Origin of the sequence: Kitasatospora mediocidica KCTC 9733 (genome assembly GCF_000744225.1) — a bacterium.
Lineage (GTDB): Bacteria > Actinomycetota > Actinomycetes > Streptomycetales > Streptomycetaceae > Kitasatospora > Kitasatospora mediocidica.
Genome location: NZ_JQLN01000007.1, coordinates 173,056 through 195,959, shown reverse-complemented (window position 1 = coordinate 195,959; position 22,904 = coordinate 173,056). Strand labels below are relative to the sequence as shown.

Sequence of the window (22,904 nt, the reverse complement as noted above, 5' to 3'; positions counted from 1 at the left end):
TCATGAGCACCGTCCAGAGTGACACCCTGCAGACCCTCAAGGAGATCCTCGACGAGGTCGCGGAGATCCCGGCCGAGCGGATCTCCCTGGAGAGCAGCTACATCGAGGACCTCGAACTCGACTCGCTGGCCATCGTGTCGGTGTTCGTGCTGGTTCAGCGCCGGTTCGGCGTCGAGGTCCCGAACGCCGACTTCGACCGGCTGACCTCGGTGGGCAGCACCGTCGCCTACCTGGAGGACCGCGAGATCCCGGCCTGAGTCGTTCCGTCCAGGCCGACTCCCGGAGCCGGAGAGGAAGTTCATGCATCTCACGCTCAGGCCCAACCGGCAGCCGCTCCGCGGTGAGCTGCTGGTCCCGCCGTCCAAGTACCACGCGCACCGGGCGCTGATCCTCGCCTCGCTGGCCGAGGGCACCAGCCGGATCACCGGTGTCAGCGACGCGCGCCATGTGCGCTACACCGTCCGGCTGTTACGCGACCTCGGCACCCGGATCAGCGTCGAGGGCGACACCTACGTGGTGCGCGGCGGCCCCTACCGGCGGCGCCGCGAGAGCGTCACGGCCGGCAGTTCCGGGACCACGCTGTACTTCATGCTCGGCCTCGCCGCCCTGGCCGACTCCCCGCTGACCGTCACCGGCCAGAAGTACTTCCAACGCCGCCCGGTGGGACCGCTGTTGGACGCGCTGCGCGAGCTGGGCGTCGATCTGGACTCCGCCGACGGCTGTCCGCCGGTGCGGGTGCGGCCCGGGCGTCCGGCCGGTGGCCGGGTGGTGATCCCGGGCACGCTGTCGCAGTGGGTCTCCGGGCTGATCCTGCTCGCGCCCTTCGCGACCGGTCCCACCGTCGTGGAGGTGGCCGGCGAGCTCAACGAACGGCCGTACGTGGAACTCACGGTGGCGATGATGCGCCGGTTCGGCCTGCGGGTGGAGGTCTCGGACGACTGGCGGCGGTTCGACATCGAGCCCGGGCAGCACGCCGTGCCCGCCGAGCTGACGCTCCCGCCCGACCTGGGCTCGGCCGCGTTCGGCATCGCCGCCGCCGCGCTGCACCCTGCCGACGTGCTGCTGCGCGGCGTCACCCGGCTGGACGGCGGCGAACTCGACCATCCCGAGGCCGCGTTCCTGGACGTGGTGCGGCGGATGGGGGTGCCGATGGAGCTCGACGAGCAGGCCGGCGGCCTGCGGATCCGCCACGACGGTGTCCGGCTGCGCGCCACCACGGTGGACTGCCGGGAGATCCCGGACATGCTCCCGGTCCTCAGCGTGCTGGCCGCGGTGGCGCAGGGCGAGACGGTCTTCGAGAACATCCGCCACGTCCGACTGAAGGAGTCCGACCGGGTCGCGGCGATGCTCCAACTCAACGCCATGGGCGGCGATCTGACGGTCGAGGGCGACCGGCTGCGGGTGCGCGGGGTGGCCGCGCTGACGGGAGCCCGGCTCTCCTCCTACAACGACCACCGGGTGCTGATGTCGCTCGCGCTGGCGGGCACCAGGGCCGCCCGCACCGGGACGCTCAGCTACCCGCGCGCCTACCGGATCTCCTACCCGGGGTTCCTCGACGACATGACGGGCCTCGGCCTGCGGATGTCCGTCGACCCCGGCCGCCGCGCGGCCGCCCCCGCCACCGCCGCCCTCACCACCTCCGCCGCGCCGACCGCGCCGTCCGACCTGCTGCGTCACTGGGCCGCCCGGCGACCCGACGACACCGCCCTGGTGGACGTCCGCCCGGCCGGCGACCGCACGGTCAGCTGGCGCGAACTGGACGAGCGGGTGGACCGCGCCGCCACCGCCCTGCTGGCCTTCGGGGTGCGTCCGGGCGAACCGGTGGCCTACCAACTCCCCAACTGGGGCGAGTTCGTGGAGGTCTCGTTGGCCGCGCTGCGGATCGGCGCGATCTGCTGCCCGCTGATGCCGATCTTCCGGCAGCGGGAGCTGGCCTTCGCCCTGCGCCGCTCCGGCGCGCGGGTCCTGCTGGTGGCGGACCGGTTCCGCCACCGCGAGCACGCCAGGGAGACCGCCGCCTGGCTGGCCGAGGACATCGCCGGCCGCAGCCTGCTACGCCGGGTCGCGGTGGTCTCCACCGACCGGCAGCCCGTCGAACTGCCCACCAACGACGACGGATTGGCCTGGTCGGACTGGACCGCCACGGTCGCCGCCGCCGTCCCGGACCCCGCCGCGCTGGCAGCGCTCGCCCCGGCGCCGGACGCGCCTGCGCAGTTGCTCTTCACCTCCGGCACCACCGGCGAGCCCAAGGGAGTGCTGCACCGCGGGGACACCCTCGCCCACGCCGTCCGGCTGCAGATCGACCGGCTCGGCCTCGACGACGGCGACGTGATCCACATCCCGTCCCCGCTGGCCCACCAGACCGGGTTCCTCTACGGGATGTGGCTGGCCGTGACCCTGGGCGTCCCCCAGGTGTTGCAAGCGCGGTGGGACCCCGGCACGGCGCTGCGGGCGCTGCGCGAGCACCGGGCCACCTTCGTCCAGGCGGCCACGCCGTTCCTGGCCGACCTGGTGCAAGAGGTCGAGAGCGGCGGCGGCGCACCGCCGGCGCTGCGCACCTTCGTGGTCGCGGGCGCCGCCGTGCCGCGCAGCCTGGCCGAACGGGCCACCACCGTGCTGGGCGCGGCGGTCTGCGGCGCGTTCGGCACCACCGAGACCTGCCTCGGCTCGCTCTCGGCACCGGACGACCCGCCCGAGAAGGTCTGGGGCACCGACGGCCGGGCGATGGACGGCGTCCGGCTGCGGGTGACCGACGACGCCGGGCAGGTGCTCCCGGCCGGCCGGGAGGGCAACCTGGAGGTCGACTCGCCCACCGGCTTCGTCGGCTACCTGGACCGCCCCGACCTGACCGCCGAGGTGTGGACCGCCGACGGCTGGTACCGCACCGGCGACCTGGCGGTGCTCAACGAGGACGGCTATCTGCGCGTCACCGGCCGGATCAAGGACGTCATCAACCGCGGCGGTGAGAAGGTCCCGGTCGCCGAGATCGAGGAACTCCTGCATCGGCACCCGGCGGTGAGCGAGGTCGCGGTGGTCGGGATGCCGGACGAACGGCTCGGCGAGCGCGCCTGCGCCTTCGTGGTGCCCGTCGAGGGCGCGCACGTCGAACTCGACGCCCTGTGCAAGTACCTGGACCAGTACCAGGTCTCCAAGCACTACTGGCCCGAGCGGTTGCGGCTGGTGCCGCGGCTGCCGCGCAACCCGGCCGGCAAGGTCCAGAAGTTCGTCCTGCGCCGCCAGGCCACGGCCCCCGACCCGACCCCCTTCGAGGAGCACACCGTATGAGCACCGTCGAGGCCGCCGCGCCGGCGACCGCCCCGAGCGCGGCGGAGTTCCACCGCCTGCGGGCCGAGATCGCCGCCTACGTCGCCGGGCCCGCCGAGGAGTGGGCGCGCCGGATCGAAGCCTCGGGCACCGTGCCGCAGGCGCTCTGGACCGAGCTGCGCGAGCACGGCTACCTGTCGCTGGCCGCGCCGCGCGAGTACGGCGGACGCGGTCTCTCCTTCCCGCAGTGGATGGAGCTGATCGAGCTGTTCTCCCGCTCGCACGCCTCGCTGCGGATGATCGTGCACGTGGTCAACGGGACCTGGCGGGCGATCGACCGGTTCGCCACCGCTGAGCAGCGCGAGCGCTTCGTCCTGCCGTCGGTCGCCGGTCGGATCAAGGTCGCCTTCACGCTCACCGAGCCGCAGGCCGGCTCCGGCGCCGACATCCGCTGCACGGTGGTCCGCGAGGGGGACACCTACTACCTGACCGGGGTGAAGCACCTGATCACCTTCGGAGTGCGCTGCGACTACTGGCTGCTGGCGGCGCGGCTGGCGGGCAGCAGCGGCCACCAGGGCACGGTGGCCCTGATGGTGCCGCGCGCCGCCGCCGGGGTGACGGTCGAGGACACCTCGCAGACCATGGGCGTGACCGGGACCGACCACGCGCGGCTGACTTTCGACCGCACGCCCGTCCCCGTCGCGAACCGGCTCGGCGCGGAGGGGGACGGCCTGGCGGTCGCCCTGGGCGGGTTCCTGACGCCGTCCCGGATCTCGGTGGCGATGAGCTGCGTGGGCCTGGCCTCGCGCGCCCAGCAGCTGGCCCTGGAGTACGCCCGAGGTCGGGTGACCTTCGGCAAGCCGCTGACCTCCCGGCAGGCGCTGCAGTTCATGCTCGCCGAGAACGAGAGCGACATCGAGGCGGCCCGGCAGCTGGCCCTGCACGCCGCGCGCCGCTGGGAGGCCGGTGACCCGGACACCGCGATGCTCTCCTCGATGGCCAAGCTGACAGCGGTCGACATGCTCACCCGGGTCACCGACAAGGCCCTTCAGATCCACGGGGGTTCGGGCTACTGGAAGAGCAGCCCGATCGAGCGGGTGTACCGGGACGCCAGGGCGCAGCGCTTCGAGGAGGGCACCAACGAGATCCAGAAGGCCGTGGTCTTCCGGGAGCTCCTGCAGCGGGCGGAGGCGGCCCGATGACCGGGGGCGGCGGGCCGTTCCAGGACCGGATCGCGCTGATCACCGGCGCCTCCCGGGGCATCGGCCGGGCGCTGGCCCTCACCCTGGGCCGGGGCGGCGCCACCGTGGTGGTGAACTACAAGAAGAACGCCGACCTGGCCGAGAAGACCGTGGCCGACCTGGAGGAGGCCGGCGGGCGCGGGCTCGCGGTCCAGGCGGACGTCGAGTCGGTCGACGGGGTGGAGGCCCTCTTCACCACCGTGCAGGAGCAGTTCGGGCGGCTGGACCACTTCGTCTCGAACGCGGCGGCCGGCGCCTTCAAGAACATCATGGACATGAAGCCGCACCACCTGGACCGCTCCTACGCGATGAACCTGCGGCCCTTCGTGCTCGGCTCGCAGCACGCCGTGCGGCTGATGGACGACGGCGGGCGGATCGTGGCGCTGTCGAGCTACGGCAGCATCCGCGCCTATCCGACCTATGCCGCGCTCGGTTCGATGAAGGCCGCGATCGAGTCCTGGGTGCGGTACATGGCCCTGGAGTTCGCCCCGTACGGCATCAACGTCAACGCCGTGAACGGCGGTCTGATCGACTCCGACTCGCTGGAGTTCTTCTACGGGGTGCCGGGCATGGCCGACCAGGCCACGGTGCTCGACCGCATCCCGAAGGGCCGCGCCGCCGACGTCCAGGAGGTGGCGGACACCATCGCCTTCCTGCTCTCGGCCGGTTCCGAGTACATCACCGGGCAGACCCTGGTGGTGGACGGCGGGCTGAGCGTCGTCGCGCCGCCGTTCTTCGCCGACGCCCGCGCGCCGCTGAGCCTGCCCCCGCGCCCGACCTGGGACTCCTAGGCCGTGCGGGCTCGGGCTCAAGGAGCAGCAGCGGCACGCCGATGAAGGCGGTATGTCTGATGACGCATCCGGCACGGCCGGTCAGGAGCTGAAGGTCGACCTCGTCCTGGAGGGCGGCGGAGTCAAGGGCATCGGCCTGTTGGGCGCCGTCCTCACCCTGTCGGAAGCCGGCTACAGCTTCCCGCGGGTGGCCGGAACCAGCGCCGGCGCCATCGTCGCCTCGCTCGTGGCCGCCTATCAGAAGGCCGGCCGGGACCTGCACGAACTGCGCGAGGTGATGGACACCGTCGACTACTCCCAGTTCGCCCGGTCCCCGACGCTCGAGCGGATGACCGGACGGCTGGGCCAGAGCGTCGAGCTGCTGCTGCACGAGGGGGCGCACTCCGGCGACTACCTGGCCGGATGGCTCGGGCCCGTGCTGGCGCAGGTGGGTGTGGTGACCTTCGGTGATCTCGCCATCGCCCCGGAGGCCGACCCCGGCAGCTCGCTCGCCCCCTATCAGCGCTACTCGCTCGTGGTGCACACGAGCGACGTGTCCCGGCACGCGCTGGTGCGGCTGCCGTGGGACTACCCGCAGTACAGCAGGAAGCCGGACGAGCAGCGGGTGGCGGACGCGGTCCGGGCTTCGATGTCCATCCCCTTCTACTTCCAACCGGTGCATATGGAGACCGGTGCCGGCAAGGTCACCTGGGTGGACGGCGGACTGCTGTCCAACTTCCCGATCACCGTCTTCGACCGCACCGACGGCCTCGATCCGCGCTGGCCGACCTGGGGGGTGAAACTCTCCGCTCTCCCGCAGCCGAAACCCGACGTCCCGGTGAAGTCGGCCCTCGGCATCGCCGTCAACTCCCTGGAGACCCTCACCGGTGACTGGAACCGCTACCACCTACAGGAGGAGGGGGTGAGTCAGCGCACGATCTACGTCGACACCGCCGGAATGTCGGCCACCGACTTCCACCTCGGTCCGCAGGATCGCAGTCGGCTGTTCAGCAGTGGACAGGAGGCCGCCCGGCAGTTCCTCGCGCGCGTTCACCACACGCCGTAGCCGGCCGTGCAGTCGGGCCCCCGGACGTTCGCAGCCGGTCGTTGCTCCCTGTAGGTGGTCCGGTGGCCGTTCGGGCGTGGCAGACGGGCAGGCAAGGATCGGGCACGAAACGATGGCGAGCGACCCAGACCCGCCGTCCCCCGCGGGCCTGCTGCGACTCCCCCTTCCTGGAGGGAACATGTCCAACTTCCTGTCCGCGGCCGGCCCGTTGTTCGGTCCCGACTTCGTGGTGGTCACCGTCAACGACGAGACCGGGACCGCCTACAGCGTGGAGGTGTACCCGGACGCGAGCAACGAGGACCTGCGCGCGGCCGGGCTGCCTCCCCAGTACTACTGGCAGCCGTCGCGGGTGTACCTGGCCAAGAAGCAGGACAGCCCGCAGGACTTCGCCTTCGGCATGACGGTCTTCAAGGGGCTCATGACCGAGGAGACCTCCGTCGGCGTGAGCGCCGCGCAGACGTCCGGCGGCGATGTCGAGACGGGCGGCGGTTTCGCCACCTTCACCACCACCTTCGCGGTCCCCGACAGCGTGATCGCCAACGCCGTCAAGGTGCTCAGAGCGGGATCGCACCCCGCACCGGCGCCGCGTCTGGCCAAGCTGTTCTTCAACTACGGTGCCCAGGAGCCTGATCCGCTGCTCGGCATCGTGCCGATCATCGAGAACAACGTCACCATCGAGGTGCCCGACCTGGTGGCGGCGTCCGCCGGGACCAAGTCTCCGATGTTCATCAGCGCCCAGGGATCCGGTAAGGGCAGCATCGAGGCACACGGCGACAGCAGCTTCCTCGTCACCTGCAACGAGCTGGCCGCCGGGGCCATCGCGGGCAGCCTCAAGGCCGGCGTGTCCCCGTTCACCGTGCACTGCAACCTCAAGGAGCAGATGTACATCCACGCCTGTCAGATCACCGTCCACGCCGACGCCGACAAGTCGTACGAGCAGTTCTCGGCGGCCCTGTCCGTCGGCGGCTTCCTGGGAATCGACAGCGCGACCCTCGACTACGCGTACTCCAACATGCTCACGAGCGGTGCGATCACCACCGAGATGCAGATGGACGAGGCCGACATCTCGCCCGAGCTGAAGCAGTGGATCGAGAAGAACGTCGACGACATGCGCAAGGCGGCCTTCGACGCGATCAAGAGCGAGATCTTCGACTGGAAACCGGCCGACCAGGCCCCGGCCACCGCCGACCGGAGCCTCTTCAGCAGCATCTTCGGCGGCGCGGCCGTCACCCTCAAGCAGAACTACCAGCACCGCGGCCTGAGTTTCCCCCAGACGCTGAAGCTGGACACCAGCATCGCGGTCAACAGCACGGTCTCCGGGACGCTCGACGACCTGCTCCCCGCGGTCAAGGCGAACCCGGACCGCTACCTGGCGATCGTGGACGTCGGCGAGTTCTTCAAGAAGATCCAGGTCGTCGGGTCGAGTGCGGTCAACTTCGACGAGAAGCTGGCCGACGGCACCGCGCTGCACGATCCGATCCAGTCCATCCAACTGGAGGTCAGCTACCCGGACTTCGACAACCCGGAGGCGAACGGCCAGGTCAACCTGGTCACCGACGCCCAGGGCTTCCACTACACCGTGGCCAAGACCGACCCGAACGCGGGCGCCGAGCTCGCCATGTGGACCAAGGACAACCCGGCGGACCTCGTCAACATCGCCTTCCTGCGGCTCGCGGCGGACTCCAAGGAGTGGCCGGCCGACCAGGTCAAGCTCACCAAGACCCTGGTCTACGACGGAGACGATCCACGCGTCGAGTTGTCCAACGGCGGCACCACGATGGTGATCGAGCAGACCGGCCCGTTCCACGCGCCCAGAATGACGGTGGACGAGGTCGGCTACGTCTTCGTGCGGTTCATGCTCGACATCAATCCGCCCAAGGACAACGTCACCATGACGCTGACCACGACCCTCGGCTCACGGACCGACACGCTCACCATCACCAGGGAGAACCAGAAGAACATCCTCTGGGAGATCTTCTCGGACAAGTACATCAACGAGACCTCCTTCACCTACACCCTGCAGGTCGAGGTGACCGGACCGAACTTCACCGATCCGCCGGTGACCTGGCAGACCGATGCCCCCGTCACGGTCGCGCTGCCCACCGGGCGGGTGAAGTACGTGAACCCCCTGAAGATCACCCTGCCACCGGCCCCCGCGGACAAGGTCGACACGATCAACAACTACATCAAGGCCTTCCAGGCGAGCTGACGCGATGTCCTCACCGATCCCTCCCGCGCCCGCCGTCACCACGGACTCCGAGCGGGTGTCGCTCTCCCCGGGACTGCTGGCCATGCTCGTACCCGCCGACGCGCCCGTCCCGGGGAGCGGCGAGCCCGGCGGCCCCAACGACGGCTCCCGCCAGGGCAGCATCTTCAGCGACAACGCCGATTCCACGCTGTTCTGGTACCTGCCCGACTTCGGGCCGGCCCCCGATCCCGACCTGCTCTTCGCCTTCCGGGCCGTGCAGAACGGGCTCGACGCGTTCGGCCACCCGTCCGACAGCGCCACGCTCACCTTCGGGCTGCACACGGCGGAGCCCGCCGACGTGACGGCCGCGCGCCAGGCCAACCCGGCCGGCCGGTACGAGCAGCTCACGCCGACCGGCCTGGCCGGCACGCTGCACATCCCCTTCAAGGGGTCCGACGGTTCGGACCAGCAGCGCTCGGTCCCCGCCCAGGTCACGGCGGACGACGACGGCGCCTACCTGGTGAGGGTGACCGGCCTGGTCGGCAGCGACGTGCCGTTGGCGTACTCCGAGCTGACCGGGCCGGGCGGCTGCACCCTGGAGCTGACGTACTCGTACAGCGTCGTCCGCCATCTCGTCACGCGGCACCTCCTGCAGCCCGACCCGACGCCGGCCGACGCCGGTTCCCAGGACGAGCTCTTCCCGGGCGAGATCCCGCACCGCAGCACCACCGGCCGCCCGGTCACGCACCCCGTCCACCCGCCGCTCCTCGGGCCGGCGGTGACGGTGACGGTGGTCTGCTCCGACTTCGGCTCGGCAGCGGTTGCCCTCGGCACCCGGTACGCCGTGTCCCCCTACCGCCCGCTCTACACCCTCACGGCCGCCGGCACGACCACGGCGATCATCGACTCCTCCGCCTTCGAGGGCTTCGACACCACCCGCTCCGAGTACACCGAACTGACCGCGCTGGGGAGCGTGGCCGACCGCTACCCCTCCTTCCGCTCGCTGTACCTCGGGCAGGTGAGCGGGACGGTCGTCGCGGTGCCCGCGACCTACGGCATCGTCAGGTCCCCCGACGGCTGCGCCGCCGACTGCGACGCGCTGATCGACAGTACGCCGACCACGTCCAGCGGCTGCCGCTTCCACCTGGCGTTCGGGCTGGCTCCCGCCATCGACCCGGCGGACCTCGCGCAGCTCGCGCTCGACCTCGCCGCCGAACCGACGCTGCGCAGCCTGACGCTGCGGGTGACCCTACCGTCCGACCTGGACCCGCGGACCCCGTCCTCCCTGCCCACTCCCTTCGCGAGCAGCGTCGCGTACGGGGTCGGCGGGCGGCCGCACGAGTTCACCCTCACCGTCGAGGTGGTCGACGACACCAGTCCGGCGCTGGTCAAGGGCAATCTCCTGCTGCGCGAACTCGCCTCCGACGGGCTGGCGCCGTTGCAGGGGCGGATCGCCTTCCGGCTGGACGACGCGTTCGCCGATCCCGTCGAGTCGCAGGTGATCCTCAACCTGCACACCACCAGCGGCCGGGACGACCTGGCGGTCGCGCTGGCGGACCCCACGGCCCCGACCGTCACCAACCTCTCGCCGTTCCCGCTGGAGCTCACCGGCTACGCCCTGCACGCGAGCGGGGGGCTCACCAGGAAGGCCCTCACCCAGCAGCTCCCCGTCCAGGGCTCGGTCACGCTCGCCGGCACGGCCGGCGCCGACCAGGCGCTGGTCGACGCGGCCCTGGCCCTGGCCGATCCCTTCCCGCTCGGCACGCTGGGGACGTACGTGACGATGAGGACCGCCGACGTGCAGCGCGTCCAGCATCTGATCGCCGTCGACGCGACCGGCCTCGACTTCACCGCACGGGCCATCACGCAGGTCCAGGTGGCCGCCGTCGTCGAGCAGGCGGCCGACCTCGCGGTGCCCCTCCTGACGCTCAGCCCCTCCCAGCCGGTGGCCCGGGCCACCCTGCTCGTCCCGGTCGGCTTCGCGCTGACCGGCCTGGCCACGACCCTGACCATCACCGCGACCGGCGGCGACCCGGCCAAAGCGCCCGCCCCGGTCACCGCCCACCACGACTTCCTGGTGGACCCGGTGTTCCACCTGACCGACGCCCTGCTTACCGGAGGTTCCCCGTCATGACCAAACGAGCCGTCATCGTCGGCATCAACGACTACAGCGGACAGAACAACCCCAACTTCACCGTCGGCAACCTGAGCGGCTGCGTCGCCGACGCCAACTCGATGAAGGACATGCTCACCAGCACCTTCGGCTTCGACCAGATCAGCTCCTTCCTCACCGACGGCGCGGCCACCAGCGCCGCGATCAAGAGCGCGGTGGGGGACATGCTGAGCGCCTCCAGCGCGGGTGACGTGGCTGTCCTGTGCTACGCGGGCCACGGCGGGCGGCTGCCCCAGGACATGACCAACCCCGGCGGCCGCTTCTACGAGTGCATCATCCCCGCCAGCGGGGACCTGATCACCGACCGGGACTTCTACTCGATGGCCGACAACCTCGACCAGTCGACCGTCAACTTCACTCTCATCATGGATAGTTGTAACTCCGGTGGGCTGCACGAGGGAACCCCGGACTCCCTCGTCCGCTCGGGTGACTACTCGTCCGCGCTGGTCCAGGCCTGCGTCGGCAGCATGACCACCGTCATCCCGTGCGGTGTGACGCTGCCGCCGGACAGCACCGCGATGGACGGCAACGTCAGCAACGTCACCGGCCAGGGCAACGGCGTCGTCTGCAGCGTCGACGACAACAAGAGCTTCGTCCCGCTCTCCAAGTCCACCGTTCTCGCCGCCTGCCGCTACGACGAGAGCGACGCCGACAACGCCGGGGGCAACGGCCACGGCGGCCTGACCCAGGGCCTGCTGGACGTCTTCAACCAGTCCGACCCGCAGGTCACCTACCGCCAAGTGGTCGACCGCCTGCGCACCGACATGCAGGGGATCGGCCTGACCCAGACGGCCACCCTGCTCGGCCAGCAGAACCGGATGGACGAGAACTTCCTCGCCCCCTGGACCACCTCCGCGTGACGTCCGCGGGATCCGCCCGGGCGGGGTCGGTGCCGACCCACGCCCGGGCACCGCGCGGGGCTCAGGACCCCGACGGGGCTGCGCCGCCCGCGAGTTGGGCGACCAGCTCGGGGTGCAGCCGGGTCATCACGTCGATGAAGTCCTCGTGCGCGCCGCGTTCGGCCGGGGCCGTGCTGTAGCCGAGCGCCTGAAGGTTCCACTGGAGATCCTGCAGCCGCTCCACATGCGGCCGCCGAACGCTCTCGTAGGCACCGATCCGGGCGGCATCGCCCGAGGCGAGCGCCTCGTGGACCGCCCGGCTCAGCGAAGCCGCGCTCTGCAGCGACTGGTTGAGCCCCTGCCCGCCGAGCGTGTGCAGGCCGTGCGCGCTCTCGCCGAGCAGCAGCACCCGGCCGGCCCGCCAGGCCGAGGCCCGCCAGAGCGTGAAGCCGAGCCGCATCAGCGGGGAGGTCCGGCCGTCGACCTCGCCCAACCAGGCGGACAACTCCGGGTCGACCGACTTCAGTTGCCCGGCCAGGGCGGCCGGCCCGCCCTCCTCCAGCGCCTGTTCCTCGCCGCGGTCGGGCGACCAGACCAGGGCGATCGACGGTCCCGGGGTGGGGATGGTGAAGAGCGCGCGCGGCGCCTGGTGGTGCACCAGGAGCACCGGTTCGCGGCCCGGGACGGCCGGGGCGACCAGCAGCCAGGCGGGCCGGTCGAAGACCGACTCCTCGACGGTGATCCCGACCAACTCCCTTAGCCCGGAATGTCGTCCGTCGGCGGCGACGGCGTACCGGGCCCGGATCCGGCCGGGCGCTGAGCCGTCGGCCTCGCCGCTGCGGGCCGTCGTGAGCAGGACCCCCTCGTCGTCCTGCTCGACGGCGACGACGCTCTCGCCGGTCCGCACCCGCGCGCCCGGCTCGGCGCGCAGCCGGGTCAGCAGCGCCTGGACGAGGGTGCCGGTCGGCACGGTCAGGCCGTGCGGGCGGGCGATGCCGGGGTGGTCGGCGTAGCGCCAGCTGGAGAGCAGGCCGGCGCTCCCGTGGTCGTCCACCCCCAGGACCCGCTGTCCGGCCCGCGTCAGCTCGTCGTCGATGCCCTCGGCGGCCAGCAGACCCAGCGTCGGCGGGGCCAGCAGTGGGGAGATCCCCGCCCCCGCCTGCTCGAACTCGGCCTTGGGGGAGAGCAGGACTACTGACTGGCCAGAGCGCGCGCTGAGCAGCGCCGCGAAGAGCGCGCCGGCGCCGCCGCCGACCACGCACACGTCCGCCTCGATGTCGGGCCCGGCCGGGTCGTCTGTGGTCATCGTTGTTCCTCCGTGCTAGCGGGGACAGAGTCCTCAGCAGTCTGGTGACGCCCGCGGATCGGCAGAAGGCCCGCTCGACCGGCCCTTAGGGAGGCGGCCCCGGATCCGTTCGAGCACGCCGATCGGGTAGGGCGGCGGTAGCGCGGCCGGTAACAGGGCGGTTACCGCCGATGGATCACGGAACGTAGTCGAACGATCGTCATCTGTGGCGGTCGTTCTTACAGGGAAAGTACAGCGCGGACGTGTTGCATTGAGGCAGCAGCCGACGGGTCCGGGGAACCCGCGGTGCGGATCCGATGCAGGGATTCGCCGCGAACAACGGGGAAGGAAGTCAGTTCATTGACTGTTCAACACGTCATCGAGGGGGAAACCGGAAGGCCCGTGCGGCACTTGGCGCACGGCAGGGTAATCGTCCGGTTCGGACGGTCCACGGCGCAGCTGGTCTCCGGTGATCTCGACATCCTTTCGGCCGAGGAGCGGGAGCGGTTCTCGGCCTTTCGCAACCTGGTCCGCGCTGTCCACTTCGCCGGCGCGCACGCCGGGGTCCGACGTTTCCTGGCCCGGGAGCTGGGCTGCCGGCCGGCCGAGATCCGGTTCGACCGGCACCCCTGCGCGGGCTGCGGCCGGGTCGGCCACGGCCGTCCGTACATCCGGTACCCGCGCACCGGCTGGGAGTTGAGCCTGTCGAGGTCGGGCCCGTACTGGCTCTGCGCGGCCGCCGACGGGGTGCGGGTGGGCGTCGATCTCGAACCCGCACGGCGGACGGGCTTCGCCCCGCTCGCCCCCGCCGTGCTGAGCGCGAGCGAGCGTGGCTACCTCGCCGCCCTCCCGGAGCACCGCCGGGCCGCCGGCTTCGTCCGCTGCTGGACCAGGAAGGAAGCGGTGCTGAAGGCCGGCGGGATCGGGGTCGAAGCCGCGCTGGCGGGGGTGGACGTGGCGCCCGGGGAGCGCCGGGCGAGGGTCCGCCTCGCGGTTCCCGGGTGCGAGGTCGACAGCTGGCTGGTCGAGGACCTCCGGGTCGGGCCGGACCATGTCGCGGCGCTCGCGGTCGCGGAGCCGGGCGTCTGACGGTTCCGGCCTGCCCTGCCGCGTCCGGCCGTCCATTGCAAGATCGCACGCATACGTCAAGGGGGATTCACATGTCCATTCGATCGAATGAGGCCGACCTGAAAGTCGCGCTGATTCTGGGGAACGAGGTCCGCAGGTACGGCGTGGAGGGAATGCTCCGTCACCTCGGACGCGTTGGCAGCGTCCAGTGCTTCCGCACCGGCGAGGAGGCGATCCGGTCGGGGGCCACCGCCTGCGACCTGGTCGTGATGTCGGCGGCCGAGCTCGCGGCGGCGGAGAACCTCGCCACCGCGGACGGCCTGGGCGCGCACGCGGTACGGCTGTTGCTGCTGGTCGACGGCGCCGACGGGGTGGGGGTGCCGCACGCGACGCACTCCTGCGTCCATGCGCTGGTCGACTGGTCCGGGCTGACGCCCAAGATCTTCGACGACGCCATCTGCGACATCGTGGCGGGCAAGTTCTACGTGTCCGCCACCCTCGCCCGGCGGGTGCTGCGGCAGGCGGGCCGGCCGGCGCCGCAGGCCCAGCCCTGGGGGCCGCCGGGGACCGGGCTCACCCCGCGCGAGCTCCAGGTGCTGCGCCTGGTGGCCGAGGGGCTCAGCAACAAGCAGGCGGCCCGGCGGCTGCAGATCTCGGAGCACGGCGTGAAGCGGCTGGTGGGCAACGTGCTGGCCAAGCTCAACTGCCCGAACCGGACGCTGGCGGTGGTCCGGGCCATCGAGCACGGCCTGCTGACCGACCCGAACCGGGAGCCGGTCCCGGTCCTCGCGGGGTCCGGTGCTTTCGCCCCCTGGCACTCCACGACATCTGTCGATTAACCGGTGTACAGTGGCCAGATGTCCACATCGACGACAGACGACGCGACCACAGGCGCCGGGGCGGCAGAGGCGGGCGCCAAGCGCGTCGACCCCCGCGTGCGCCGGACCCGCGCGTTGTTGCGGGCTGCCGTCCTGGAACTCGCCACCGAGCGGGACCCCGACACCATCACCATCGCGCACGTCGCCGAACGGGCCACGGTCAACCGTGCGACGGTCTACCAGCACTACCGCGACCGCGACGAACTGCTGCTGGACGCGATGGAGGACGAGCTGACCAGCCTGGTCGCGCTGGTCGCCCGCTGCCCGCTGGTGGTGCTGCCGGAGGCGATGCCGCAGGCGTTCGCCGACGCGTTCCGCCACGTCGAGTCGAACGTCGTGCTCTACCGGCGGATGCTCGGGCCGTGCGGGTCGGCCCGCTTCAACGACCGGCTGCACCAGCTGGTCGCTGAGCAGGTCGCGCTGCACCTGGTCGACGCCGGCCTCGGCCCGCGCGAGGCGCCGGGCGTCCAGTTGCGGGCCCAGTGCGCAGCCGGCTCCTTCATCGCCCTGCTGAGCTACTGGCTGCGCGGCGCGGACCCGCTGCCCGCCGACGAGGCCGCCGCCGAGGCCTGGCGGGCGCTCCAGCCGGTCGCCGGCTGAACCTGCCGCCGGGAGCGCGGACAATCTGATCTGATTCTCCGAACTGTTCCGGATATCCGGGCACTTCGTGCACGACCGCGCGCCGCCGTAACCCGGCGGCGCGCGGTCGTATCCGCCTTCGCCGGGTCCGCCTTCGCGCCCCCGGCCGCCCGATGCCCCGAAGATCTCCGCGGCGCGCTCTTGTAGCGTCGCGGCCGGGTCCCTAGCCTTCGATGCGTGCATGACAGCACATTGTCAGCACGCCACTCCCGTACGGGAATTGGTACCTCGTCATGCCCCGGAACGCCCGGCTCCGGCCGGGCCGGGTCCGGGACGGCACCGCACTGTCACCGGCGCGGGCACCCCCGCATGGTCAGCGCCGGCACTTCGACCAGACAGAGGACCCCCATGACTCTCCACCGGCACCGCGTGACGACCTTCCTGGCCACCGCCGTCCCGGCGCTGCTCACCGCAGCGCTGGTCGCCGCAGCCCCGGCCTCCGCCGCGACCTCCGCCCCGGCCTTCCCGCACTACGACCATGGCGCCCGGCACGCCGACAACATCTGGGCCGGCTACGCCGCCACCGGCGAGACCTACACCTCGGTGACCGGCTCCTGGACCGTTCCGTCGCTCAACTGCTCGGCGACCCCGAACAGTTCGGTCTCACCGTGGATCGGTCTCGACGGCTGGAGCTCGCAGACCGTCGAACAGATCGGCTTCGACCAGGACTGCACCAACGGCGTCGCCGGCTACTACCCGTGGGTCGAGATGTACCCGGCCGACTCGATCTACTTCACCGAGCCCGTCGCGGCCGGTGACCGGGTCACCGCCTCGGTCTCGGTGAGCGGTACCTCCTTCACGCTCACCGAGACCGACACCACCCAGGGCTGGACCAAGACCTACCACGAGACCGGTAGTTACCAGCTCTCCTCCGCCGAGGCGATACTCGAGGACCTCGGCAACCGGATGCCCGCCGTCGCCAACTTCGGGACGGTGACCTTCAGCAACGTGACCGCCAACGGCGTCCCGCTCTCGGGTGCGGGCACCATGAACTCCACCAGCCTGGAGCGCAGGACCACCATGCTGACGAAGAACTCCGCCCTCAGCGGCGGAAACTTCAGCATCTCCTGGTTGCACGCCTGATCCTCGGGCACGCCGATCCCCCCACGCGCAGCCGCGTGGGGGGATCGGCGCGCCTGCCGCCGTCAGCGCCGCGTCGGCTCGGCCGCCCCGTGGGCGGCGCGCGGGGGCCGGATCCACGCGGCGTACAGGGCGCCCTGGGCGACCGCGACGGCGGTCAGGGCCTCGGGGGAGAGGTGGCCCACGCAGATCAGCACCACTCCGGTGACCAGGACGGCGAGGAAGGCGAGCAGGTCGGCGGAGGGCGTGCGGCGGGTGGGCATGTCGTGCGTCATGGTGATCAGGTCCCTCGGGGGCAGAAGGTCAGAGGCCCGGCAGGCGCGCTGGGCGACTCGCGAGGCCGACCGCCCCAACTGGTCGAAAGGGCAGCGGAACAGACGATGTCTCTGATCTGATGACCTGGTCCAGGCGGTCTCGCCGTCCGGTGGACGTCGGTGGACAACCCGGACGGCGGACCCGGCGCGGAGCAGAGGGGGTTCGGGGTTGCGCGCAGCACAGCCGGGAGGCGTGGGCGGCCGGCCCTGGGGGCCGTTGCACGGCACGAACGAGGGGATCAACGCGCTCGCCGCGCATCTGCGCCGGTGCGTCGAGGAGGCCGGGCTGACGCTCGACGAACTGATGAGCGGATTCACCGAGGAGCACTTCAGCGGGGCGTCCGTGCCCAGCCGGGCCACCGTGAGTGCCCGGCTCAGCGGCAGGCGGTTGGATCTGGTCTTCGCGGAGGCGGTGGTCGACGTCTGCTCCAGTGACCACCGGACGGCCGCGCCGCGCCTCGCCAGGGCTCGCGAACTCTGGTCCGCGGTCGAGGCGGCCCAACTGCTCGGGGGCGGCACGGCGTCCGCCGACGGACGCGCCGAGCAGGCGCAGTTGGTGCGCCGTCAGCAGCACACCATCGCCGTCCAGGACCAGCTGGTCCGCACCCTCGAAGCCAAGGCGCGCAGTGACCAGGCGCTCGCCACCAGCAGTCAGTTGGTGGTGCTGCTGCTGAACATGATCAACCAGCTGCAGGTGAAGATCTCCGATCTGCAGCGCCACCTGGACACGCATCCCGTCGGCGTGCGTCCCACGCCGGATCACGAGCGGGTACGCAACCGGTTGCGGTCGGCTCTCGGCCATCTGCGGCGGGCCGAGGAGGAGAAGTCCCGGGCCGAGGCCGAGCGGCAGGAGGCCCTTACCCTGCGCGATCTGGCCCAACGCCGGGCGGACGTGCTGCAACGGGAACTCGACGACCTGCGCAGGACGGTGGCCGTCGAGGAGGAGGCGGCGGACGCGGCGCTTCCCGTCCCGTTCGGTGCCGCCGATGCCGACGACGTCTTCCTCGACGACATCGCCGAGGCGCTGGACAAGGTGCACGCCGCGAACGACGCGAGCGAGCAGCTGACCCGTGAGGCCCGCGAGGACCTGGACGAAAGCCCGGTGCCTGTAGCCGAGTTCTCCATCCCGACGGTGGAGAACTCGGACAACGCAGACAACTCGCCGAAGCCCGGTCGGTTCCGGGCGGCACCGGGGAGGGTCGGTGCCACGGTGGTCCGCCTGCGGGAGACGGATGCCGCCACGGCGGATCTGCTGTTGCGGGGGATCGGCAGGAACTGGCCGCCCGCCGATGTGGCGAAGGCCGTGGAATCGCTGGCGGAGGAAGGCCTGGTTCTGGACGCTGCGCAGGTGGCCAGAAGTGTCGGGCGCACACGTCCACTGGGCGGGGCCATCGCGGTGGCCGCCGCCCTGGAGGGGATCCAGCAGCGGAATCGTGCGATGGACACCCTGGAGGCGTTCTTCAGTTCCTGTACCGTGCCGGACGTTGCAGCGGGCATGGTCATGCTGCGTGACGTCACGCGGAGCGTGTTGATCGGGCGGGTCGCGCTGGTCCTCTTCAATCACCGATCGTCTCCGGAAGCAGCGGAGCTGCTGACCGCGGTCCGTGTGGCAGGCTTCTCCGACGAGATTCAGAGCGGTCTGAGGTATCTGGCTCATATGGGCGCAGCACACCGGGTGGTGGTGGTCCTGGCAGGGTTGCGCGGGGCCGGCAACCACGAGGATGCCGACTACCTCCTGAGCACCGTGACGAGTCTGCGCCGGCCGGTCGGTGTCGCGAAGGTGGTGGTCGCGCTGCATGACGCCGACGCCATCGACGACGCGACGAAGCTGCTGGCCGGCCTCACCGACGTTCGGCCGGCGGGTGAGGTGGCAGAGATCCTCGCCGCGCTGCGCGCGGCAGGTTGACCGGCGCCGCCGACGGTCCGCAGCGGCGCCGGGCGGTGGTTATGATCATGCCCTCGCGCCACTGTGACCAGGGGGAATGGCCATGATCGATCTGTCGGACGAGCCGATGACCTGGGTGATGACGGGTGACAGCATCACCCAGGCCGTCCTGCACACCCTGGGCCTGGGCGAGCTGACCGAGCTTTAGCGTGCCGCCGCCGCACGAGGGCAGCCGCCTCGGGGGTGAGGCGGCTGCCCTGGTGGGACGGCGGGTGCTGCTACCTCACGGTGCCGTGAGGAGGTTGAGGCTGTTCGTCGCGTCGTCCACGAAGTAGACGGCGCGGTCCTCGGGCCTGGTGTCGCGGTCCTGGGGGCGGACGGCGAGGCCGAAGAGCGCGCCGGCGCCGGGCGGGTTGCCGGAGGAGTCGAGCCGGCGCACCTCGACCTGGTCGCCGTGCGGGGTGCTCTCCACGAGGTTGCCGTCGCCGGCGTTGACCGTGAGGATGTCGCCGCCGGGGGCCACCACCAGGCCGAGCGGGCCGTTCAGGCTCCCGCCGCAGCTGACGGTCCGCCCGGTGCCGGCGGAGTCGCGGCGGCCCAGCGCGTCGGGGATCGCCGTGATCTGGTTACCGACCGTGTCCGCGACGTAGAGCGTCCCCTCGGGCGAGAGGCCGACTCCGGTCGGTCCGACCACCAGGGCGGCCGGGTCGGTGCGCTCGCCGAAGCCCGAGCCGATCTCGGTGGTGGACACCAGACGCGGCGGCTGGTCGTCCCGCTCCTGCTGCAGGGTGAGCCGCAGGACGGTGCCCTCGTTCACGGTCGCACCACCGGCGGCGACCGTCCCGTTGAGCACGTTGGTGACGAAGAGGTCGCTGCGCCGCCCGTTGCTCACCGAGGTCATGTCCCAGGGCCCGTTGATGCCGTTGCCGGACAGCGTCTCGCGCACGGTGCCGTGGCTGTCGAGCACCAGCAGGCAGCCCGCCTGCGCGGTGTCGGACATCCCGTCGGTGGTCGGCAGGCTGCCGACCACCACCCAGCCGCCGGGCAGGACGGTGAGCGCGGTGGTCAGCCCGACGCCGCCGGGGCAGGGGCCGGGCAGGTTGGCCGGGTCGATCTGGGCGAACTGCCGCACGTCACCGCGGGGGCTGATCTGCACCAGCGTGGTGCCGGTCCCCTGCAGGTTCCCGCCGTTGTTGAAGTTGCTGACCAGGACGTGACCCCGGTGCAGTTCCCCGACGCTCTGCGGGACCACCACGGTGCCGTAGGGGTTCACGTCCCCGTTGGCGGGGACGGTCGACGCGAGCGTCGACACCGTGTGCAGGGGCCCCGTGAACGAGTCACGGGCATCGGCGGTGGGGGCCGCGACGGCTGTCGCCGCGGACCCGAGCAACAGGGACGCGGCGGCCGCCAGCCCTGTTCTCACACGTGCTCTCACGTACTTGTCTCCTCGTCTGGATCACCGGCCGGGACCCGGACGGGCCCCGGCACCGCCCGTCGGGCACCGGGCCGCCGGCCGCGGCCTGCTTCGTCACGGGCAGTACTCATTCGAACCGCGCGCACCCGGCGCCGCCACTCCTCGTAGGCTGAACGCTGCGTAGTCGGCGCCCGGCGATAAATCCGGTGTCCTTGGCCGCCCCTTCCCCTACGCTCACCGAGTACCGAGCGCCGCCGCCATTGGGCCGAGCGGCGTGGACCGTTGACGAGTGAGGGGAGACCGGCCGTGCGTGACCGCATCGCTGTCGTCGTTCCCCGTTCGCGGTATGAGGTGATCCTGGTGTCTCCGTCCGCCCGGTTCCGGCTGCGCGGCCGGTACCGGATGCCCGTGACGAGCATCTAGATCTCTGACGAATCGTCAGAGAGTCATCCCGTCAGGGGAATCGCGCACGTCCAGCTTCGGATCAGCCGGAAGGGCCACGGGCCGTGCACGCCAACCTCCACCATCACCTCGCCGTCCGCAATCTGGGCATCCTTGCCCACGTGGACGCCGGCAAGACCACCGTCACCGAGCGGATCCTCTACCTCACCGGCGCCAGCCACAAGCGCGGCGAGGTCCACGACGGCACGACCGTCACCGACTTCGACTCCCAGGAGCGCGACCGTGGGATCACCATCTTTGCCGCCGCCGTCAGTTGTGCGTGGGACGGCTGCCGGATCAACCTGATCGACACGCCGGGGCATGTGGACTTCGCCGACGAGGTGGAGCGCTCGCTGCGGGTGCTCGACGGCGCGGTCGCGGTGTTCGACGCCGTCGCGGGGGTCGAGCCGCAGAGCGAGTCGGTGTGGCGGCAGGCCGATCGGCACGGGGTGCCGCGCATCGCGTTCGTCAACAAGCTGGACCGGGCCGGGGCGGACCTCGACGGTGCGGTGGCCTCGATCCGGGAGCGGCTGCATCCGGTGCCGCTGGCGGTGCAGCTGCCGATCGGCCGGGAGGACGGGTTCACCGGTGTGGTGGACCTGCTGCGGATGCGGTCGCTGGTGTGGGCCGACGGGCGGGACGCGTTCGACGAGGGCCCGGTGCCCGAGGACCTGCGGGAGGAGGCGCAGGCGCGCCGGCGACTGCTGGAGGAGACGGTGGCCGAACTCCACCCGGCGGCGCTGGAGGAGTTCTGCGCACAGTCGACGCTCTCCGCGGCGACCCTGGCCGCCGCGCTGCGCGACCTCACCCGCACCGGCGAGGCCGTGGTGGTGCTCTGCGGTTCGGCCTACCGCAACCGCGGGATCGAACCGCTGCTGGACGCCGTCGTGGCCTATCTGCCCTCGCCGCTGGACGTGCCCGCCGTGCGCGGCACATTGGACGGCGCGGTGCAGGAGCGGGCCGCCGACCCGGCGGCGCCGTTCGCGGCGCTGGTGTTCAAGGTCAACTCGACCGCCACCGGGCGGCTGACCTACCTGCGGGTGTACGCGGGAACGATCCGGAAGGGGGACGTGGTGCTGGACGCGGGTGCGGGACGCAGCGAGCGGATCGGCCGGATCCTGCGGGTGCAGGCCGACCGGCACGCCGAGGTGGACCAGGCGGCGGCCGGGGACATCGTCGCCGTGGTCGGGCTGAAGGCGGCCCGCGCCGGCGCCACCCTCTGCGCGCCCGCCGCACCGCTGGTGCTGGAACCGCCGACGGTGGCGGACCCGGTGGTCTCGGTGGCCGTGGAGGCGCGCAGGCGCGTCGACGCCGAGCGGTTGACGTCGGCGCTGGTACGGCTGGTCGAGGAGGACCCCTCGCTGGCGGTCCGGACCGATCCGGAGACCGGTCAGGTGCTGCTCTCGGGCATGGGGGAGTTGCACCTGGAGGTCGCGGTGGAGAACATCCGCCGGGCCCAGGGCCTGGAGGTCACCGTCGGCCGACCGCAGGTGGCCTATCGGGAGGCGCTCACCCGCGGGGTCCGCGGGCTGGTTTACCGGCACGTCAAACAGGACGGCGGCGCCGGCCAGTTCGCGCACCTCGTGCTCGACGTGGAGCCACTTGAGCCCCTGGAGGCGGACGGCGGTGCGGACGGCGCCGCCGTGGAGGGCTTCGCGTTCCGCTCGACGGTCGTCGGCGGGCGGGTGCCGAAGGAGTACGTCCAGGCGGTCGAGGCCGGCTGCCGGGACGCGCTCGCCGAGGGCCCGCTCGGTGGCCACCCGGTCACCGGACTGCGGGTCACCCTGACCGACGGGTCCACCCATGCCGTCGACTCCTCGGAGTTGGCGTTCCGTACGGCCGCCCGGCTCGCCCTGCGCGAGGCCTTGCGCGAGGCGTCGCGCACCGGCGCGATGGTGCTGCTGGAGCCGGTGGCCGAGGTCACCGCCACGGTGCCCGACGACAACGTCGGCGGCGTGCTCGGTGACCTGGCCGCCCGCCGTGGCCGCGTCACGGGCTCGACCGCCGCCCGGGGCGCCACGGCGGTGGTCACCGCCACCGTGCCGCTGGCCGAACTGTTCGGCTACGCGACCCGGTTGCGCAGCCGGACCCAGGGCCGCGGCACCTTCACCACCCGGGCCGCCGGGTACGCGTCGGCGCCGGCCGCCCTGGTCCGGTAGCGCCCGACCGTCAGGACCCCGCCCGCATCCGGGCGGGGTCCTGCACGCCGTGGAGGCCCGGCGGGGCCGCCTGCGCCGGTCCGGGCCTGCGGAGGTTCCCGGGGGGTTCTGTGCGGATGCGCAGGCCCCTTTCAGGGAACGCGACTTCGGCCCGCCGTGCTCTCGTGCCCGACGACAACCCGGGGTCGCCGAGAGGTTGA

At 71.8% G+C, this 22,904-nt stretch carries 17 protein-coding genes; 14 read left to right on the top strand and 3 right to left on the bottom strand.

Annotated elements, in window-relative coordinates; translation table 11 throughout:
• The first annotated feature begins 2 nt into the window (after positions 1–2).
• The 8 genes from BS80_RS31265 (at position 3) to BS80_RS38290 (ending at position 11,562) form a co-directional block, all read left to right on the top strand.
• A complete protein-coding gene (locus BS80_RS31265; protein ID WP_035804572.1) occupies positions 3–257 on the top strand; it encodes an acyl carrier protein in 255 nt (84 codons plus the stop codon).
• Between the two features lie 43 nt (positions 258–300).
• Positions 301–3,285 (top strand): 3-phosphoshikimate 1-carboxyvinyltransferase, encoded by a 2,985-nt coding sequence (gene aroA, locus BS80_RS31260; RefSeq protein WP_035804570.1) that lies wholly within the window; start codon positions 301–303, stop codon positions 3,283–3,285.
• A complete protein-coding gene (locus tag BS80_RS31255) occupies positions 3,282–4,466 on the top strand; it encodes an acyl-CoA dehydrogenase family protein (protein ID WP_051967458.1) in 1,185 nt (394 codons plus the stop codon). Before aroA ends, BS80_RS31255 begins: the two co-directional genes overlap by 4 nt.
• Entirely contained in the window at positions 4,463–5,296 is an 834-nt protein-coding gene (gene chcA, locus BS80_RS31250; protein ID WP_035804567.1) for a 1-cyclohexenylcarbonyl-CoA reductase, read from the top strand. Before BS80_RS31255 ends, chcA begins: the two co-directional genes overlap by 4 nt.
• Before the next feature lie 52 nt (positions 5,297–5,348).
• A complete protein-coding gene (locus BS80_RS31245; RefSeq protein WP_051967457.1) occupies positions 5,349–6,341 on the top strand; it encodes a patatin-like phospholipase family protein in 993 nt (330 codons plus the stop codon).
• 178 nt (positions 6,342–6,519) lie between these two features.
• Positions 6,520–8,550: a hypothetical protein gene (locus BS80_RS31240; RefSeq protein ID WP_035804566.1), complete on the top strand. Its 2,031-nt coding sequence runs from the start codon at positions 6,520–6,522 to the stop codon at positions 8,548–8,550.
• Between the two features lie 4 nt (positions 8,551–8,554).
• Entirely contained in the window at positions 8,555–10,663 is a 2,109-nt protein-coding gene (locus tag BS80_RS31235; RefSeq protein ID WP_035804564.1) for a hypothetical protein, read from the top strand.
• Positions 10,660–11,562, top strand: a complete 903-nt coding sequence (locus BS80_RS38290) for a caspase family protein (RefSeq protein ID WP_051967456.1) — start codon at positions 10,660–10,662, stop codon at positions 11,560–11,562. The genes BS80_RS31235 and BS80_RS38290 overlap by 4 nt, the downstream gene beginning before the upstream one ends.
• A gap of 61 nt (positions 11,563–11,623) precedes the next feature.
• Here BS80_RS38290 and BS80_RS31225 read toward each other — a convergent pair whose 3' ends face one another.
• A complete protein-coding gene (locus BS80_RS31225; protein WP_035804562.1) occupies positions 11,624–12,847 on the bottom strand; it encodes an FAD-dependent oxidoreductase in 1,224 nt (407 codons plus the stop codon).
• 390 nt (positions 12,848–13,237) lie between these two features.
• Between BS80_RS31225 and BS80_RS38285 the strand changes: the two genes are divergently transcribed.
• The 4 genes from BS80_RS38285 (at position 13,238) to BS80_RS31205 (ending at position 16,494) form a co-directional block, all read left to right on the top strand.
• Positions 13,238–13,915, top strand: a complete 678-nt coding sequence (locus BS80_RS38285) for a 4'-phosphopantetheinyl transferase family protein (RefSeq protein WP_198045672.1) — start codon at positions 13,238–13,240, stop codon at positions 13,913–13,915.
• A gap of 71 nt (positions 13,916–13,986) precedes the next feature.
• Positions 13,987–14,733 carry a helix-turn-helix transcriptional regulator gene (locus BS80_RS38280; protein WP_083975599.1) on the top strand — a complete coding sequence of 249 codons (747 nt, stop codon included), beginning with the start codon at positions 13,987–13,989 and terminating at the stop codon, positions 14,731–14,733.
• Between the two features lie 18 nt (positions 14,734–14,751).
• On the top strand, positions 14,752–15,372 hold the full coding sequence (locus BS80_RS31210) for a TetR/AcrR family transcriptional regulator (RefSeq protein ID WP_083975598.1): 621 nt from the start codon (positions 14,752–14,754) through the stop codon (positions 15,370–15,372).
• Positions 15,373–15,759: 387 nt separating this feature from the next.
• Positions 15,760–16,494: a G1 family glutamic endopeptidase gene (locus BS80_RS31205; protein WP_051967453.1), complete on the top strand. Its 735-nt coding sequence runs from the start codon at positions 15,760–15,762 to the stop codon at positions 16,492–16,494.
• 62 nt (positions 16,495–16,556) lie between these two features.
• On the opposite strand, the gene BS80_RS31200 is transcribed toward BS80_RS31205, so the two are convergent.
• A complete protein-coding gene (locus BS80_RS31200; protein ID WP_035804558.1) occupies positions 16,557–16,766 on the bottom strand; it encodes a hypothetical protein in 210 nt (69 codons plus the stop codon).
• Positions 16,767–17,193: 427 nt separating this feature from the next.
• Between BS80_RS31200 and BS80_RS31195 the strand changes: the two genes are divergently transcribed.
• Positions 17,194–18,711 (top strand): hypothetical protein, encoded by a 1,518-nt coding sequence (locus tag BS80_RS31195; protein ID WP_157536715.1) that lies wholly within the window; start codon positions 17,194–17,196, stop codon positions 18,709–18,711.
• A 262-nt stretch (positions 18,712–18,973) separates the two neighbouring features.
• Here BS80_RS31195 and BS80_RS31190 read toward each other — a convergent pair whose 3' ends face one another.
• Positions 18,974–20,125, bottom strand: a complete 1,152-nt coding sequence (locus tag BS80_RS31190) for an NHL repeat-containing protein (protein ID WP_232246725.1) — start codon at positions 20,123–20,125, stop codon at positions 18,974–18,976.
• Between the two features lie 485 nt (positions 20,126–20,610).
• Here BS80_RS31190 and fusA point away from each other — a divergent pair, with 485 nt between their 5' ends.
• A complete protein-coding gene (fusA, locus tag BS80_RS31185; protein ID WP_035804553.1) occupies positions 20,611–22,704 on the top strand; it encodes an elongation factor G in 2,094 nt (697 codons plus the stop codon).
• Positions 22,705–22,904: the final 200 nt, after the last annotated feature.